The organism is Mesorhizobium sp. LjNodule214 (genome assembly GCF_964252735.1).
In the GTDB taxonomy this organism is placed as follows: domain Bacteria; phylum Pseudomonadota; class Alphaproteobacteria; order Rhizobiales; family Rhizobiaceae; genus Mesorhizobium.
In genome coordinates this window covers 2590775-2607187 of sequence record NZ_CAXUPE020000001.1, presented here as the reverse complement: position 1 = coordinate 2607187, position 16413 = coordinate 2590775, and the positions used below count along the sequence as shown (strand labels likewise).

Annotated in this window: 20 protein-coding genes; 7 read left to right on the top strand and 13 right to left on the bottom strand. The window is 63.4% G+C overall.

Annotated elements, in window-relative coordinates; genetic code table 11:
* Positions 1-95: 95 nt before the first annotated feature.
* The gene (locus ACSQ3Z_RS12130) at positions 96-791 is read left to right on the top strand and encodes a ribonuclease HII (RefSeq protein ID WP_436171501.1); all 696 of its coding nucleotides are present in this window, start codon (positions 96-98) and stop codon (positions 789-791) included.
* A gap of 278 nt (positions 792-1069) precedes the next feature.
* Here the strand turns inward: ACSQ3Z_RS12130 and ACSQ3Z_RS12125 are convergent, their stop codons facing one another.
* The 9 genes from ACSQ3Z_RS12125 to ACSQ3Z_RS12085 all read right to left on the bottom strand — a co-directional run bounded on the left by ACSQ3Z_RS12125 (position 1070) and on the right by ACSQ3Z_RS12085 (position 8095).
* Entirely contained in the window at positions 1070-1561 is a 492-nt protein-coding gene (locus tag ACSQ3Z_RS12125) for a F0F1 ATP synthase subunit B (protein WP_436171500.1), read from the bottom strand.
* A gap of 10 nt (positions 1562-1571) precedes the next feature.
* The gene (locus ACSQ3Z_RS12120; protein WP_436171499.1) at positions 1572-2168 is read right to left on the bottom strand and encodes a F0F1 ATP synthase subunit B; all 597 of its coding nucleotides are present in this window, start codon (positions 2166-2168) and stop codon (positions 1572-1574) included.
* Between the two features lie 66 nt (positions 2169-2234).
* Positions 2235-2459: a F0F1 ATP synthase subunit C gene (locus ACSQ3Z_RS12115; protein WP_006206606.1), complete on the bottom strand. Its 225-nt coding sequence runs from the start codon at positions 2457-2459 to the stop codon at positions 2235-2237.
* A gap of 65 nt (positions 2460-2524) precedes the next feature.
* A complete protein-coding gene (locus tag ACSQ3Z_RS12110; RefSeq protein WP_436171498.1) occupies positions 2525-3283 on the bottom strand; it encodes a F0F1 ATP synthase subunit A in 759 nt (252 codons plus the stop codon).
* Between the two features lie 67 nt (positions 3284-3350).
* Positions 3351-3749 (bottom strand): AtpZ/AtpI family protein, encoded by a 399-nt coding sequence (locus ACSQ3Z_RS12105; RefSeq protein WP_436171497.1) that lies wholly within the window; start codon positions 3747-3749, stop codon positions 3351-3353.
* 267 nt (positions 3750-4016) lie between these two features.
* Positions 4017-5201: a cell wall hydrolase gene (locus ACSQ3Z_RS12100; protein WP_436171496.1), complete on the bottom strand. Its 1185-nt coding sequence runs from the start codon at positions 5199-5201 to the stop codon at positions 4017-4019.
* Positions 5202-5343: 142 nt separating this feature from the next.
* Positions 5344-5766 carry a hypothetical protein gene (locus tag ACSQ3Z_RS12095; protein ID WP_436171495.1) on the bottom strand — a complete coding sequence of 141 codons (423 nt, stop codon included), beginning with the start codon at positions 5764-5766 and terminating at the stop codon, positions 5344-5346.
* A 71-nt stretch (positions 5767-5837) separates the two neighbouring features.
* Positions 5838-7265, bottom strand: coding sequence for a ribosome biogenesis GTPase Der (gene der / locus ACSQ3Z_RS12090; RefSeq protein WP_436171494.1), 1428 nt, complete (start codon positions 7263-7265; stop codon positions 5838-5840).
* 164 nt (positions 7266-7429) lie between these two features.
* Positions 7430-8095, bottom strand: coding sequence for a tetratricopeptide repeat protein (locus ACSQ3Z_RS12085; protein ID WP_436171905.1), 666 nt, complete (start codon positions 8093-8095; stop codon positions 7430-7432).
* Between the two features lie 203 nt (positions 8096-8298).
* Between ACSQ3Z_RS12085 and ACSQ3Z_RS12080 the strand changes: the two genes are divergently transcribed.
* Positions 8299-9306, top strand: a complete 1008-nt coding sequence (locus ACSQ3Z_RS12080; protein WP_436171493.1) for a polysaccharide deacetylase family protein — start codon at positions 8299-8301, stop codon at positions 9304-9306.
* A gap of 22 nt (positions 9307-9328) precedes the next feature.
* Here ACSQ3Z_RS12080 and sbmA read toward each other — a convergent pair whose 3' ends face one another.
* From sbmA to ACSQ3Z_RS12065, 3 genes are all read right to left on the bottom strand, one after another.
* Positions 9329-10591: a peptide antibiotic transporter SbmA gene (gene sbmA / locus ACSQ3Z_RS12075; RefSeq protein WP_436171492.1), complete on the bottom strand. Its 1263-nt coding sequence runs from the start codon at positions 10589-10591 to the stop codon at positions 9329-9331.
* Between the two features lie 122 nt (positions 10592-10713).
* Positions 10714-11874, bottom strand: a complete 1161-nt coding sequence (locus tag ACSQ3Z_RS12070; protein WP_436171491.1) for a YbfB/YjiJ family MFS transporter — start codon at positions 11872-11874, stop codon at positions 10714-10716.
* A gap of 122 nt (positions 11875-11996) precedes the next feature.
* Positions 11997-12200, bottom strand: coding sequence for a hypothetical protein (locus ACSQ3Z_RS12065; protein ID WP_436171490.1), 204 nt, complete (start codon positions 12198-12200; stop codon positions 11997-11999).
* 98 nt (positions 12201-12298) lie between these two features.
* Between ACSQ3Z_RS12065 and ACSQ3Z_RS12060 the strand changes: the two genes are divergently transcribed.
* From ACSQ3Z_RS12060 to ACSQ3Z_RS12050, 3 genes are all read left to right on the top strand, one after another.
* Complete coding sequence (locus tag ACSQ3Z_RS12060; RefSeq protein ID WP_436171489.1) at positions 12299-13213, top strand: LysR substrate-binding domain-containing protein; 915 nt, start codon at positions 12299-12301, stop codon at positions 13211-13213.
* An 84-nt stretch (positions 13214-13297) separates the two neighbouring features.
* Positions 13298-14554 carry an aminopeptidase gene (locus ACSQ3Z_RS12055; protein ID WP_436171488.1) on the top strand — a complete coding sequence of 419 codons (1257 nt, stop codon included), beginning with the start codon at positions 13298-13300 and terminating at the stop codon, positions 14552-14554.
* Between the two features lie 22 nt (positions 14555-14576).
* Positions 14577-14930, top strand: a complete 354-nt coding sequence (locus ACSQ3Z_RS12050; RefSeq protein ID WP_436171487.1) for a DUF488 domain-containing protein — start codon at positions 14577-14579, stop codon at positions 14928-14930.
* Between the two features lie 71 nt (positions 14931-15001).
* Here the strand turns inward: ACSQ3Z_RS12050 and ACSQ3Z_RS12045 are convergent, their stop codons facing one another.
* Positions 15002-15355 (bottom strand): ArsC family reductase, encoded by a 354-nt coding sequence (locus tag ACSQ3Z_RS12045; RefSeq protein ID WP_436171486.1) that lies wholly within the window; start codon positions 15353-15355, stop codon positions 15002-15004.
* 176 nt (positions 15356-15531) lie between these two features.
* On the opposite strand from ACSQ3Z_RS12045, the gene ACSQ3Z_RS12040 reads away from it, so the two are divergent.
* A complete protein-coding gene (locus ACSQ3Z_RS12040; protein WP_436171485.1) occupies positions 15532-15885 on the top strand; it encodes an ArsR/SmtB family transcription factor in 354 nt (117 codons plus the stop codon).
* Entirely contained in the window at positions 15882-16361 is a 480-nt protein-coding gene (locus ACSQ3Z_RS12035; protein WP_436171484.1) for an SRPBCC family protein, read from the top strand. The genes ACSQ3Z_RS12040 and ACSQ3Z_RS12035 overlap by 4 nt, the downstream gene beginning before the upstream one ends.
* Positions 16362-16413 lie beyond the last annotated feature (52 nt).

Sequence of the window (16413 nt, the reverse complement as noted above, 5' to 3'; positions counted from 1 at the left end):
CCCCGGCCTGCAGACGGTGCCCTCCCGGTCCGGCGCCCCACCCCGACCCGGAGGGACTTGCGGAGAATCGGAGCCGATGCGAACCTCGCCGCAACATGGCTCGCGCGCGTTCCGATTCTCCGCTTCTTTTCGAAATCGTCGAGAAGCCCGATTTCTCCTTCGAGACGAAGGCGATGGCCGAAGGCCTGTGGCCGGTGGCGGGGATGGACGAGGCCGGTCGCGGACCGCTGGCCGGGCCGGTCGTCGCGGCGGCGGTGGTGCTCAATCCAGCCAACATCCCGGAAGGGCTCGACGATTCCAAGCGCCTGACGCACCTGCAGCGGGAGGCGCTGTTCGCCAGGATTCTCGGATCCGCCGTAGCCGTCTCGATGGCCTCGATCAGCGCCGAAGGCATCGACGGCAGCAATATCCTCAAGGCCAGCCTGGAGGCGATGCGCCGCGCGGTCGCCGGTCTTTCCGTGCAGCCGAAGCTGGCACTGGCCGACGGCCGCGACGTGCCGCCGGGCCTCACCTGCGCCGGGCGCGCGCTGATCAAGGGCGACCAGCGCTCGCAGTCGATCGCCGCCGCCTCGATCGTCGCCAAGGTGATGCGGGACCGCATGATGTGCGGCTGCGGCAACCACCACGACCGCTACGGCTTCGAGGTCCATATGGGCTATGCCACGGCCCGCCATCGCACGGCGATCGAAGCACACGGCCCGGTGGCGCGGCTCCACCGCGTATCGTTCGCGCCGTTCAGGTTGGGCGGCGCTGAGGTGGCTGAAGAAGAGGGGCTGGCCGGGCTCGATTGAGCGGTTGGGCGGTATTCCACGAAGATTGGCGGAAGCAGCGGCGACAGCTAATCTCCCCCCCTTGAGGCCCCTTGAGGGGGGCCGGCAGGCCAGAGGGGGTCGCCGCGCGTGAAGCGCCAACCTTTTCTTTCGTCGCATAGGGCGTCGCGCCAGGACGTACCGACCCCCTCTGTCGCCTTCGGCGACATCTCCCCCCTCGAGAGGGGAGATTATCCCCGCATAACAAAAAGCCGCCAAGTTGCCCGGGCGGCTTTCGATAGTCCTGTGAACGCTATCGCCTAATTCAGCTTGGCCTTCACGTCCTGCAGCGAGGCCTTGAACAGGTCGGCGCCGGCCTTGGCGTCGATCTTGCCGGCAAGCAGCGCACGTGCTGCCTCGACGGCGATGTCGACGGCGCTGGCGCGCACTTCGGCGACTGCCTCGCGCTCGGCCTGGCCGATCTTCTGCTCGGCCAGCGCGGTGCGGCGCGCGACATAGTCCTCGGTCTTCTTGTGCGCCTCGGCGGCAAGCAGGTCGGCCTCGCGCTTGGCGGCGGCGACGATGTCGGCGGCCTCCTGCTCGGCTTCCTTGCGCTTCTTCTGATACTGGCCAAGCAGCTGCTGGGCCTCTTCGCGCAACCGGCGGGCTTCCTCGAGCTCATTGCTGATCTTGGCGGCGCGGGCGTCAAGCGCCTTGGCGATCAGGCCCGGCACCTTGATGTAGACGGCAACGCCGAGGAAGATGATCAGGGCAACCGTGGCCCAGAGTGTCGCGAGAGATGTGGCGTCCATGATGCGCTCCTCACCGGGCCACGGATTTGACCGCGGCCGCGATCTCGGCCTTGCTGGCCTTGCCGCCGACAAGCGCCTCGACGATGGCCGAAGCCGTGTCTTCGGCGATCGAGCCGACTTCCTTCATGGCGTTGGCCTTGATGGAAGCGATGCTGGCTTCGGCCTCGCCGAGCTTCTTGTCGAGGGCGGCCTCGACCTTCTTGCGGGCGGTGTCGGCCTCAGCCTTGGCGGCGTCGTTGGCCTGCTGGCCGATCACGTTGGCCTTGGTCTTGGCTTCCGCCAGTTCCTGCTCGTAAGCGGCAACGGCGGCGTCGGCCTCGCCCTTCAGCTTGGCGGCGTGGTCGAGGTCCTGCGTGATGCGGTCGTTGCGGACATCGATGATGCCGCCAAGGCGCGGCATCACCACCCGCTTCAGGAACAGGTAGAACAGCCCGAAGGTGATCGCCAGCCACAGAAGCTGCGACGGGAACGTCGCCGGATCGAATGGCGGGAAGGTGCCGTGCGCCTCTCCGGGCACCGCGGTGCCGGCATGCGTTTCGGCTCCCGCACCGGCAGTGCCTTCGGCAGCCGGCGCTGACTCTTCTGCAAAGGCAGATGTCACGAACATGGGCTATCCCCTGATATCAGGCTTGACCGCAGGATTGCGGCCGGCCTGCCCAATCTTCCCGAGTGCTCAGCCGAACAGGGCCAGAAGCGCGATGAGAAGGGAGAAGATGCCCAGAGCTTCGGTCACGGCGAAGCCGAAGATCAGGCGGCCGAACTGGCCATCGGCGGCCGACGGGTTGCGCAGGGCGCCCGCCAGGTAGCTGCCGAAGATGTTGCCGAGGCCAATGCCCGCGCCGCCCATGCCCAGGCAAGCGATACCAGCGCCGATGTACTTTGCTGCTTCTGCGTCCATTTCAAACTCCTTTGGATCTATAATTCCGTTGCATTTCCATCCGGCGGCAATGCCGGAAACTCTATCTAGTGCGAAGGATGCAGCGCATCGTTCAGGTACATGCAGGTCAGCACGGCGAACACATATGCCTGCAAGAGCGCCACGAGCAGTTCCAGAGCCGTCAGCGCCACCGCCATCGCCAGCGGCAGGATCGAGCCCGCAATGCCGAGCGCGCCGAGCGCGCTCAGGCTGACGACAAACCCAGAGAACACCTTCAGGGTGATGTGACCGGCAAGCATGTTGGCGAACAGACGAACCGATAGGCTGACCGGGCGCGAGACAAAGGAAATCACCTCGATCGGAACGACAAGCAACATCATCACGACGGGCACGCCTTTCGGCACGAACAGCTTGAGGAAGCCCAGACCGTGCTTCATGAAGCCGTAGACGATGACGGTTCCGATCACCAGCGCCGCGAGGCCAAAGGTGACGATGATGTGGCTGGTGACGGTGAAGAAATAAGGAAACAGGCCGAGCAGGTTGGCGACCAGCACGAACATGAACAGCGAAAACACGAAGGGGAAGAACTTCATGCCTTGGGTTCCGGCTGCATCCCGCAACATGTTCGAGACGAACTCGTAGGCCATTTCCGAGACCGACTGTAGACGGCCGGGAACCAGGCTGCGGCTCGAAGTCGAAAGGTAAAGAAAGGCCGATGCGACGGCGACCGTCGCGACCATGAACAGCGCCGAATTGGTGAAGGAAAGGTCGTAGCCGCCGATGTTGATTGGAATCAGCTTGACGATATGGAACTGGTGGATCGGATCGACCTTGTCAGCAGCCACTTTACATCCCCGTCAAAGCCGCGTGCGGCTTCAGTGTCCTGTTTCGCGCCTTTGACAGCGCCTCGTCCTAGTCTTTCGGATCGCGCGTTTTGTCGCGCTGTCCGAATTCCGCCACCAGTCCCGCCGAGCGCAGGACATTGAGCACGCCGGCGCCAAAACCCAGCAGCAGGCCGACGATCAGACCCCATGGCGATGTACCCGCCAGACGGTCCAAGAACCAGCCAAGGCCGACGCCCACCACTATGCCGGCGATGAACTCGCTGGATAGTTTGAGCGCCTGGCCGTATCCGGCCACGCTGCCCGTTTTCGCGTCGTCTTTCCCCTCGAGCCGGTCCGGCCGTCTTGTCGCAAGCGATGCTTCAAGATCGCGCCGGCGGCGCTCAAGATCGTCGTCGCGGATGTCGGCTTCGTGCTGTTTGCCGCGGCCGGTTTCTCCGGTTCCGTTTGGCCCGTTTTTCTCGGCCATCGCAACCCCCCTGCCCGGTCAGATCGTCGCCGTCCGTCCGCTACCAAAGTCGCCGGCAACATAGTTAGAGGGTCCGCGCCCGTCAAGCCACGGGCCGAACTTCAATGTGATGTATTTTTCCCAGTTAAATCAACCACTTATTTAGGTGCGACATCGTGCCCACCGCAGTTGCGGGCATGTGCCTGCCGAATCCTTGCGGCGACGGGTCTTTGGCTGCCGGGTCTTGAAGCCTCTCCGGCTCGCCGCGAACGCCTGTTCAGGGAATACTCAGCTCCAGCCGCCGCCATAGGTGCGATAGAAGATATGCAGGCCGATTTTGGTCATCTTCTTCATCGTGCGCGCCCAGCCCGGGTGGACATAGTTGGCGTAATAATGGGTCGAGGAGCCGACTTCCGGAATGAAGATCTTGCCGGCGGTGACGGCCATGGCGACATCCTGGGCGGTCTTGTAGGCGACAGGATTGTTGATGCGCTTCTTGCGGCCGTCGCAGGCGAAGGAGAACTGGCAGCGATTGTACCAGTGGTCGTTCTGGTAGACGACGCCGCAGATCGAATTCGGATAGGCCGGGTTGCGGACGCGATTGAGGATGACCTGGGCGACGGCGGCCTGGCCGCGTACGGTTTCGCCGCGCGCCTCGAAGTAGATGCCGTTGGCAAGGCATGCCTGCTCCGGCTTGGAAAAGACGCTGGCCGGCAGCGGGTTCTGGATCCACGAATGATCGCCCTTGCTCATCGGCGGGATGAAGCGGCCGTTGTTCGGCTGTTCGTCCTGCAGCAAGGCCTCGAAGGGCGAGGCCTTGGCGTAGTCGGGTTCGGCCTGCGCGTAGGCGGTGGCCAGTACGTCCGGTTTGTCGTTGTTGACGAGAGCCGCCAGCATGGCGGGAACGCCGGGATCGGGCTTCTTGTCCTCACGGATGTGGAAGGCCTGGGCGATCTGGATTTCCTTGCCCTTGATGCCGGGCTTGGCGAAGGCGAGCTTCAGGCCACTGTCCATGCTCGGGCGCAGCAGCGAGGAGGTACGTTCGAAGATCGAGCCGGCGTTGAAGTTCTTCGGCGGCGCCACCGGCGAGATCTGGACGATGCGGCCCTTCTTGTCGGCGCGCGCGATACGATCCTCGTCTGGCGTCGTGCCGGCCACATTGCCCCTGCCGCGAAACGATACGCTGCCGATGCCGGGCAACTTTACGCCCGACCCGGAGATCGAGCCGGTGGAGACGGAATCAACGAACGGCATTTCGGCGGCGTGCACAGAACCGGCGACGGATTTCTCGACATAGGCGTTCCAGCGGGCGTTCGGCTTCTCCAGGCCGGAGACCAGGCTGGTCATGTCCTGATAGGCAATGACGGTCGGAAAGCCGACCCAGATGCCGAGACCGATGACCAGCGGAGACAGGAACGAACGCTTTTTCTCACCGGCGACGGCGGCCAGCCGTTTCAAGACACGTCGATGCACGGAACTCTCCAGAAACGCAACTGACCCTCTGGAGAGCCAAAATGATGCATTAACCTTGATGGGGCGTTAACGGGTTCGATCGTGTTTTTTTGATGTTGATCCGAAAAGGGACGTTTCCAGCGCCCCTCAACCAGGCGGGAAATCAGGCCGGCCGGAGAAAGATCGGCCGGGCGATCAGCGCGCAGGCGGCCGCCGCCAGCCATACGCCCGCCCATGACGAGAGCAGCAGCAATCCCGGAATGCCCGCCGGCACCAGGAAGAAGGCGATGAAGACGAAGCTGTTGGCGAGGCCGAGCGCCGTTCCGGCACGGCTGGCGCCGGCAAGCGTGGCGAGCTCGGTATAGGCGACACCATGCCAGGCGGAAACCGAGATGCCGGCAACGACCAGCACCACCGCGACGGCCGGCATCAGCACGGGCTGCCAGCCAGGGGTGGCGGCTGCCGCCAGGACCAGCAGGCCAAGGGTGGCGAAGGTAAGCGAGCTCAAGGCGCTGCAGAACCGCAGGAACGGGCGGCGGTTGCGGTGGTGGTCGGTGAAGCGGCCGCTCCAGACGCGCAGGACCATGGCGCCGTGCTGAGGCGGATGAAGGCCTGAGGAACGTGGCTTAAGGCAGCAATGCCCCGAGAGCCGACGGCTCAGCGCTTCTTCGCCCTGCCGGCGAAGGGATTGTCCGAGGTGCGCAAGGCGATGCGGATCGGCACGCCCGGCATGTCGAAGGCTTCGCGCAGGCTGTTCGAGAGGTAGCGGACGTAGGATTGCGGCATCGCGTCCGGTCGCGAGCAGGAGACGACGAAGCCCGGCGGGCGGGTCTTGGCCTGCGTGACATACTTGATCTTCAGCCGGCGGCCGGCGACGGCTGGCGGCGGATGATGCGCCAAGATGCCTTCCAGCCAGCGGTTGAGCTTGCCGGTCGAGACGCGGCTGTTCCACACCTTGTGCGTCCGGATGACGGCATCCATCAGCTTGTCGAGGCCGCGCCCGGTCTCGGCCGAGACGGTCACCGCCTGCATGCCGCGCGCCTGCGGCAGCAGCCGCTCGGTCTTCTCGCGCAATTCCGCCAAGAGTTCCTGTGGCTTGTCGATCAGGTCCCATTTGTTGAAGGCGATCACCGGCGCGCGGCCTTCGCGGATGATCAGGTCGGCGATCTGCAGATCCTGCTTCTCGAAAGGGATGGTGGCGTCGAGCACGATGATAACGATCTCGGCGAAACGGATGGCACGCAGGCCGTCCTGCACCGACATCACTTCCAGCTTTTCGTGGATCCTGGCCTTGCGGCGCATGCCGGCGGTGTCGAACAGTTTCAGGCGGCGGCCGCGCCAGTCCCAGTCGACGGAGATGGAATCGCGGGTGATGCCGGCTTCCGGCCCGGTCAAAAGCCGCTCCTCGCCGATCAGCGCGTTGATCAGCGTCGACTTGCCGGCGTTCGGGCGGCCGACGACAGCGATCCGCATCGGCTTGGTGTCGTCATAGGCGGGCTCGGCGTCCGGATCGGCAATGTCCTCGCCGATCAGCACTTCGCTGGCGGCCACCTCCTCATCGTCGTCCTCTTCCTCGCCGAAAGCACGCTCCTCGCCGAGGGCTGCGATCACGGCGTCGCGCAGATCGGGCATGCCCTGGCCATGCTCGGCCGAGACCGGGATCGGCTCGCCCAGGCCAAGCTCCCAGGCTTCCAGCATGCCGCCCTGCGCGCCCTTCGCCTCGGCCTTGTTGGCGACCAGCACGACCGGCTTGCCGGATTTGCGCACGACTTCGGCGAAGGTCCTGTCGTCAGGCAGCAGACCGGACTTGGCGTCGATGGTGAAGAAGATCAGATCGGCCTCGCGGATGGCGATCTCGGTCTGCGCGCGCATGCGGCCCGGCAGCGTCGAGGCGCCCGCATCCTCGAAACCGGCAGTGTCGATGACGTCGAAATGCAGGTCGTAGAGCTTTGCCGCATGGACACGGCGATCGCGGGTAACGCCAGGCGTGTCGTCGACAAGCGCCAGCTTCTTTCCCACCAGCCGATTGAAAAGAGTCGATTTGCCGACGTTAGGCCGGCCGATGATGGCGACTTTGAAGCTCATGAGAGCAACATGTGGCTAGATTGGATCGCTCTGCCGGAGATGGTTTGGGACAAGGTCGAGGGATTTGGCGACGGACGTAGTGGTGCTACGTCCGAGCTGAAGCCCGAAGGATTTGGCCCAAACCAGCCTGGCAGAGCGATCCAATCTAGCCACATGTTGCTATATCACGACGCGCTGCCCGACCCGCGGATCAGCTCGGACATCAACGTCGCCCGCTGGCGCGCATTGCGCGGGGCGCCGTCATCCGAGGCGATCTGGTCGAACAGTTTCAGCGCGTCCTGAGACTTGCCTTCCTTCCAGGCGGCAAGGCCGAGCGCCTCGCGCGCGGTGTGGCGCAGCGTGTTGGTGTCAGATGTCAGCGCCTCGACGCGGCTGGAGACGTCGGCGAAGGAGCCGTGGTCGACAAGCAAAAGTGCCGCCCTGAGGCGGGCCATGTCGCGTATGCCCGAGGGAATGGCGGTGTCGGCGGCAACGTCGTCGAAATCCTTGACGGCGGCGTCGACATCGCCCTTGTCGGCCTTGACGGTCGCGGCACGCATGCGGGCAAGCAGCGGATAGGCGCCGTAGCCGTCCTTCTCCAGAGAATCGAGCGCAGCCAGCGCCTCGTCGCTCTTGCCATCATTGGCGAGCTTCAGCGCCTGCGAGAAAGCATCGCCCGAACGGTTGGCGCGGCTCTCGTCCCAATAGCGGTAGCCGACGACGGCGGCGGTGCCGAGCACCACCAGGATGGCAAGGACAAGCAGGGCCGGGCCGAAGCGGTCCCACAGCGCATGCGCCTTTTCGCGACGAATCTCTTCGTTGACTTCACGGATAAAACTGTCGTCCGACATCATCAAAACCATTGCTGCCCCGGCCGGGGGCGCTTCTTGAGCCCGCGTTTTAGCGAAATTTTGTCGGCATGGAAGGGGCTGGGCGGGAAAATCGGCGGATAGAGGTCCAGGCGCGGCAAAGAGCACCTCTGCGGGTGACCGTACCCGCGCCACATTTCGCCGCTAGCCGGTGCTCGACCTTCCGGATACCCAGACCTTTGCCGATGCCTCCTCTGTCCCGCGTTGTTGCGTCTTCCCTCGCCTTGCTGGCAACGGCCGGCACGGTTTTCGCCGATCCGCCGGCAGCACTGGCGCCGGCAAAGCCGAAGCAGGTCGTCATCATCTCGTTCGACAGCGCCCGCGACATTTCGCAATGGAAACGCAGCCGGGCGCTGGCTGAGCGCACCGGCGCCCATTTCACCTATTTTCTGTCCTGCGTCTTCCTGCTCTCGCCGGAGACGCGCACGGAATACACCGCGCCCGGAAAGAGCGCCGGCAAATCGAATATCGGCTTTGCCGCCTCGAAGCAGGATGTGGCCGAGCGGCTCGAGCAGATCCGGCTCGCCGCTTCGGAAGGCCACGACATAGGCAGCCATGGCTGCGGTCATTTCGACGGCAAGGGCTGGAGCAAGGCCGACTGGCTCGCCGAGTTCGGCTCGTTCGAGCACATCCTCGAGAATGCCTATTCGATCAACGGCATTGTGCCCGAGCCATCAGGCTGGCGCGCTTTCGCGCGGCATGCGGTGGTCGGCTTTCGCGCGCCCTATCTGTCGGCGAACAAGGCGCTTTACGAGGCCCTGCCCGCGGCCGGCTTCCAGTTCGACGCCAGCGGCGTCTCGAAAGGCCCGGCCCAGCCGCCGACAAGCAACGGCATCACGCGCTTTTCACTGCCGCAGATCCCGGAGGGCCCGAAGCCAAGACCGGTGATCGCCATGGACTACAATCTCTATGTCCGCCATTCCGGCGGCTTCGAGCGGCCGAGCATGGCGGGCGAGTTCACTGAGCGCACCTATCAAGCGTTCCGCGCCGCCTTCGACAGGCAATATCAGGGCAAGCGCATCCCGTTGGAACTCGGCTTCCACTTCACGCTGATGAATGACGGCGCCTACTGGAACGCGCTGGAACGCTTTGCCGGCGAAGTCTGCGTCAAGGCCGATGTCGAATGCATCAGCTTTCGCGACTATGTCGCGCGGCAACGCGCCGGCGAGAGACAGGCAGCAGTGGGCGGCTGAGCCGCCCACATCCTCCCTACTATCAGGCCGGGTCCGGCTCCCGCACCTGGCGTTCGATATAGCGCTGGTCAATGTCAGGCAGCGGTTCACCTGAGATTGTTGCCTCAAATGCACGCAGACGTTTATGGACCGACAGAAGTTCAACGATCGTGGACCAGGAATTGACGAGATACTGGAACGAGTTGGTCACTTGGCTGAAAGCCGAATTGATCTGATTGATGAGTCCCAGCGTCAAAGCTCCAGCAATGATAGAAGGAACCATCAAGAAAAGAGCAAATATATTGTTTGTCTGAAGATAAAGATAGCGAACCACGTTAAAATAAACATAGTGGAAATAAAGTCTGAAGTAGTTACTTCGGACGTTTTTAAACAACTCTGAAACTGTTTGTGGCTGCGCCCGGGATTGATCGTCCTCGCCGTAGACGAGTTCCTTTCGGTACGCAGCCTCGACACGCTGGTTGCGAAACTGCAAGCCAGGAAGCTTTATGCCGGCAGCAGAAATACAGACGGTTCCGAATATTGCCCAAAAAATTGCCGCCAGAACCAGAGGCTGCGGGACATGGCCAACAAAAGGCAGCTCCGTGATGTGGCTTGAGTAAGCGAGCAAGATCGGCATGAACGCAATCAACGTCATGATCGAATCAACGAAGCTGGTGCCGAGGTCTTCCATGATCCGGGAGAACCGCATCGTGTCTTCCTGCACGCGCTGGGCTGCACCCTCGATCTCACGCAATCTGGGCCAATACGACATGTAATAGTTGTTCATCGCGGTGCGCCACCTAAACACCCAGTGGCTGACGAAGAAGTTGGTCAACACCAGCACCGTGACGGCCACGAGGGCAATGCCTAGGAAAGTTACAATTTGCGCATAAAGGTCGCTTTCTGTCGCCTTTACGCTTTTGCTGACAATGCCCTGTATGAGGTCCCAAAACGGCCCATACCAGGCATTGATCGCGACGCTCACCTGCACCTGAAAATAAGTCGTAAACAGGAGCAGCGAACTGCCTAGGATCGACCAACGATCCCACTGGTGCGGGGAATACAAATGCCAGAAAATGTAAAAGAGCAGCACACCAAGCGCAAAGTAGATGTAGAACCAAAGGAACGGCGGCGACCAGAAGACCGAGACGCCGATGATCGGTGGCGCGTCCGCGGCGGCGGGTGGCAATCCGATCAGAGCGCCAAGTTGCTCACCGCCCAGAAACCAAATGGCCACCATGACCGCACTCCATAGGACGGCCGAGGTGAAGAAGAGCTTCGGCTGCGGGAAAAAGGATACGAACACTGTGGCGGGTTCCTCGGTCGAATCGCAAATCAGCGAGGTTGCTGTTCGGCGGGCATAAGCTCACACATTAGAGGGAAAGAAAATGCCCGTGCCCGATGCCCGGCACCGAGCAAGCCCACAAATCATGGCGATTTTGGCGCAGCCGACCACGCAATCAAACCGGACGCCAAAAGGATGACGGCCGCCATGATCGAAGCGAGCACGTAATTGCCGGACGCCTGGGCCAGCAGCCCGGCGGCGATCGGGCCGATGATCTGGCCAATACCGAAGGCGGCCGTCATCATCGCCAGGATACGGCGTGGCGCCTGCGGAACCAGCTGTCTTGCCGTCTGCAGGCCGAGCGCGGTGAGAGCGATGAAGGTGCCGCCGAGCAGGACGCCGGCCAGTAGTGGCCCGGCATGGCCGCCGACGGCGACACTGGCGGTGACGCCGACCACCTCGATGAGGCAGGCCAAGGCGTAGGCCGCGTAGAGCCCGACCTTTGCAGCGACCCTCTGCCAGAGCCACAGCGAAGGAAAACCGGCAAGGCCGGTGACCATCCAGACCGCTGCCTCGAAGACGCGCCCGCTACCGGCCTGGCGGACGATGGCGACCAGGAACGTCGCCGTCACCACATAGCCGAAACCGAACAGGCCGTAGGCAACGATCATCTTCAGCAGCGGCCTGTGCTTCGGCAGCGGCGGCTCGCGGCCAGCGATGCCGTTGGCGGTCGAGATGGAGCCGACCAGCCAGGCGACGAGCACCAGGCCGCAAGCGGAAATCACCGCCGACCACAGCCAGCCCGCCGCCCAGCCGGCATGGTCGGTGACGAGAACGGCCATCAGCGCCGAGGAGGCGGCGATGCCCAGGCCGACGCCGCCGAAATGCAGCGCCTGCAGGTCGTTGCGGTCGGCCCGGATGAGATGGCTGAAGACGATCCTCGACATGAACACCATGACGAAGGCGCTGGCCAGGCCGGCAAGAAGGCGGATGACAAGGAAAGCGGCCATGGTTTCGCTGAACCCCATCAGCCCGGCAAGCACGGCGCTGGCGGCAAGGCTCGACAGCATCAGCAGGCGCTCGCGCCCATGCGCCCAGCCGCCGGCTGCGGCCAGCGCGCCGACGAGGTAGCCGAGATAGTTGGCGGACGCGATCCAGCCGGCATCCGCCGGCGTCAGGGCAAGCTCTTCCATCATGCCGGGCAGGATCGGCGTGTAGACGAAACGGCCGATGCCCATGGCGACAGCCATGGCGACCATGCCAGCGATGGCGAGGCGCAGCGGCGATGGCGAGGCAGCTTTCATTGCAGCGCACAATAAATGCGCGCGCCGGTGAAACAATCCGCTTGGGTTGGGCCAGCGTGGCCGGAGACTGCCATCGGCAAGCGGCCGCCAGCCGTTTGGCCCACGCATTCACCACGAAAGGTTCAGCCGCAACCTGCCGTCACCGTCTCGTAGGCAGTGCGCCGCGCCGTCAGGCGGAACGGCATGTCGCCCAGTTCACGCTCCGACATGGTGTCGAGCACCGGGTGCGACAGTGGGTCGATAACCCAGCGGGCGATCTCGTCATGGCGCGGGTCTTGCCCTGCTCCGGAGACGGAAAAGACTTTTAGCAATGATAAAATCTTCATCGTCTTTGCCTCCAAGGTCTGGCTTGCCTCCATAAACTCTGCCATTCCACCCGGTATTTCAATTGAGATTTCGGCCATATCAGTTTAGAAAAACTCAAATGGCTATGCTGAACCGCGTCCACCTCAACGGCCTGCGCGCCGTGGAAACCGTTGCCCGGCTGGGCTCGCTGGCGGTCGCGGCGGCCGAACTCAATGTTTCCGTCAGCGCCGTCAGCCAGCAGATCAAGCGCACCGAAAAGCAGCTCGGCCAGGCGCTGTTCGAACGGACGCCGGGCGGACTGGTTCCAACGGAGTTCGGAACTGTCTTCACGGCCCGCCTGGGTGCGGGTTTTCGCGAGCTTGCGCAGGCCGTGGCGCTGGCCGACGAGGCCAACCAATGCACGCTGGTGGTGTCGGTCGCGCCAGCCTTTGCCTCGAAATGGCTGCTGCCCAGGCTGTCGCGGCATTTTGCCCGGCATCCGAACGTGCTGCTGCGCATCGACGCTTCGGGTCGGATCGCCAATCTCGACCATTCCGACATCGACATCGGCATCCGGATGGGTGACGGCAAATGGCCGGGCGTTCGCTCGGAACTGCTGCTGGCGCAGGAGGTCTTCCCGGTCTGCGCGCCGTCGATTGCGGCCAAGCTCAGGTCGATCGAGGATCTGGCGCAGACCTGCGCGATCACCGACGAGCGGTCGATGATCAGTTGGGACAGCTGGTTCGAAGCGGCGGGCGTCGAGCCTGTCACCTTCCTCAAGGGCGCGCGCTTCACCGATCCAATGCTTTGCCTGGAATCGGCGATTGCCGGCCATGGCGTGATGCTGGCCTGGCAATTGCTGACGGCCGATGCTCTCACCGACGGCCGGCTGGTGGCGCCCTTCGGCGTGCGCGCCGAGAGCGGCCTGGGCTATTGGATGGTGACCTCGGCGACCAAGGCCGAAAGCCGCAAGGTGCGCGATTTCAAAGCCTGGATCCGCGAAGAGATCGACGCGACCATGGCGCAGTTCCGGACGCTCGACAGCGCCGCCTGACCCTGGTCCACCGCAATGCGGTGGAAAGGACAGCGGCACCGGTCTATGTATGGATCAGACCCCCACATCACGGCAGGCAGGATCATGACCACACATTCGCGCGGCGTTTCCGCAACGATCGACCCGGTGAAGCTCGACAGGCTGGCCGAGGTCGCCATCAAGGTCGGGCTGCAGTTGCAGCCGGGGCAGGACCTGGTGCTGACCTCGTCGATCGCCGCCCTGCCCTTGACGCGGCGCATCGTCGAGCATGCCTACAAGGCCGGCGCCGGGCTGGTGACGCCGATCTTCAACGACGACGAGATCACGCTGGCGCGCTTCCGCTACGGCGCCGACGCCGGCTTCGACCGCGCCGCCGGCTGGCTCTATGAGGGCATGGCCAAGGCCTTCGCCGGCAATGCGGCGCGGCTCGCCGTGCGTGGCGAGGACCCATCGCTGCTTTCGGCGCAGGATCCTTCGAAGGTAGCGCGGGCCAATAAGGCGAATTCGATGGCCTACCAGCCGGCGCTGGAAAAAATCACCGGCTTCGACATCAACTGGAACATCGTCGCCTATCCCGATCTCGCCTGGGCCAAGCAGGTGTTTCCCGATGACGCCGACGACGTCGCGGTGGCAAAACTCGCCGACGCCATCTTCGCCGCCTCGCGCGTCGACGTGGAAGATCCGATCGGCAACTGGACGGCGCACAATGCGGCTCTGCGCAGCCGCACAGAATGGTTGAACGACCACAATTTCCATGCGCTGCATTTCACCGGGCCGGGCACTGACCTCACCGTCGGACTGGCCGACGGCCATGAATGGATGGGCGGCGCGTCGACCGCCAAGAACGGCGTCACCTGCAACCCGAACATCCCGACCGAAGAGGTGTTCACCACGCCGCATGCAAGGCGCGTCTCGGGCCACGTCTCCTCGACCAAGCCGCTGTCCTACCAGGGCACGCTGATCGACGAGATATCGGTGCGCTTCGAGGAAGGCAGGATCGTCGAGGCCAAGGCTTCGAAGGGCGAAGACGTGCTGAAGAAGGTGCTGGACACCGACGAAGGCTCGCGCCGTCTTGGCGAAGTGGCGCTGGTGCCGCATTCCTCGCCGATCTCGGCCAGCGGCCTGTTGTTCTTCAACACGCTGTTCGACGAGAACGCCGCCTGCCATATCGCACTCGGACAATGCTATTCGAAGTGCTTCGTCGACGGCGCCTCGCTCAGCCAGGACGAGATCGCCCAGCGCGGTGGCAACAAGAGTTTCATCCACATCGACTGGATGATCGGCTCGGACAAGATCGACATAGACGGCGTAGCCAAGGACGGCAGCCGCGTGCCGGTGATGCGCAGGGGCGAATGGGCCTGAGGGATTGCACTGCGGAGGGCTGATGGCCTTCGATGTTGCGGTGAAGCGTGTCTACGAGGGGCCCGAGAAGTCTGATGGGCAGCGGGTGCTGGTTGATCGCATCTGGCCGCGCGGCGTCGGCAAAAAGGATGTCGCGCTGACGCTGTGGTTGAAGGAGGTCGCGCCGAGTGACGAGCTGCGCAAATGGTTTGGGCACGAGCCCGAGCGTTGGGCGGAGTTTCAGAAGCGGTATAGCGCCGAGCTTGATGGCAATGGCGAGGCAGTTGGAGAACTGCGCGCTTTGCTTCGTGAAGGCAAGGTGACGCTGCTCTACGGCGCGCATGACGAGGTTCACAACAATGCGGTGGCGCTGGCGGGGTACCTACGTCGCGGTTGACGCCTCCGGAATTCTCAAAAGCGGGCGGGACAGAGGGGGACGCGAAGGATCGCGGCGGGAGGAGGGTCGCTTTACCGCGCTCCCACCGTCGCCTGATAAACATCCGGCTTGAACCCAACCAGGATGCGGTCGCCAACCTCAAGCACCGGCCGCTTGATCATCGTCGGCTTGGCCAGCATCAGCGCCTTGGCCTTCTTCTCGTCGAGTGATCCCTTCTCCTTGTCCGACAGTTCGCGAAACGTCGTGCTCGCCTTGTTGAGCAGGACTTCCCAGCCGACCTTGCCGGCCCAGTCGTTGAGCCGGTCCGCGTCCAGCCCCTCGGCCCTGTAGTCGTGAAAACGATAAGCTACATCATTCCCTTCCAGCCAGACGCGCGCCTTCTTGATCGTGTCGCAATTGGTGATGCCATACATGGTGATCGTCAAAACGGAACCTCGGAACGATGGATTTGCGAATCTGACGGCAAGCTAGGCTCGCCCTGCCTGCTTTGCCAATGGCCTTGTCCGCACCTGGGAATTTCTGCCTTGCCAATACTAAGGAATTTTCCTAAGTATCTTGCGAAGCGCCTGTAGTGGTGCGCGATCCGCAGGAAGGAAGAGGTATGAGCCTGCAGACGGCAACTCCCAGCCCGCCGCCGGTCGACGGCATTTTTCGCGCACTCGCCGATCCGACGCGCCGTCTTGTGGTGGAGCGGCTGAACCGGTGCCCGGCCTCGGTCAGCGAGCTGGCGGAGCCTTTCGACATGGCACTGCCCTCATTCATCGAGCACCTCAAGGTGCTGGAAGGCTGCGGGCTGGTGCGCTCGGAAAAAGCCGGCCGCGTCAGGACCTACCGGCTCTCGCCCGAACCGCTCAAGCTGGCTGAAAACTGGCTGGCCGACCAGCGGGCGCTGTGGGAGCGCCGCCTCGACCAGTTCGACTCCTATGTCATGACCCTCAAGGAGAAAGAAAAGTGAGCTATCCGTTCAAGCCGGACCCCAGACTGGACCTCATGCTGGAGCGGGTCGTCGACGCCCCACGCGAATTGTTGTGGCGCGCCTGGACGACGCCGGAGCATGTCAAACAATGGTTCACGCCGAAGCCATGGATCATTACCGACTGCGAAATCGACCTCAGGCCGGGCGGGCTGTTCAGGACCCGCATGCAGTCGCCGGATGGCAGGCAAGTCAACGACCGCCATTGCTGCTATCTCGAAATCGTGCCGAACGAACGGCTGGTGTGGACCGATGCGCTGCTGCCGGGTTACCGGCCGTCGGGAGAACCCTTCATCACCGCGGTGATTTCCTTCCAGCCGGAAGGCCAGGCGACGCGCTACACCGCGACCGCCATCCATCGCGACGAGGCGACGCGCAACAACCACGAAGAGATGGGATTCTTCGACGGCTGGGGCACGGTGGCCGACCAGCTTGCCGACTATGTGAAGACGATTTGAGCTTCTCGCATGGCGGCCAGGGCATCGTCCTGGCCGCCCAATTTTAAATCAT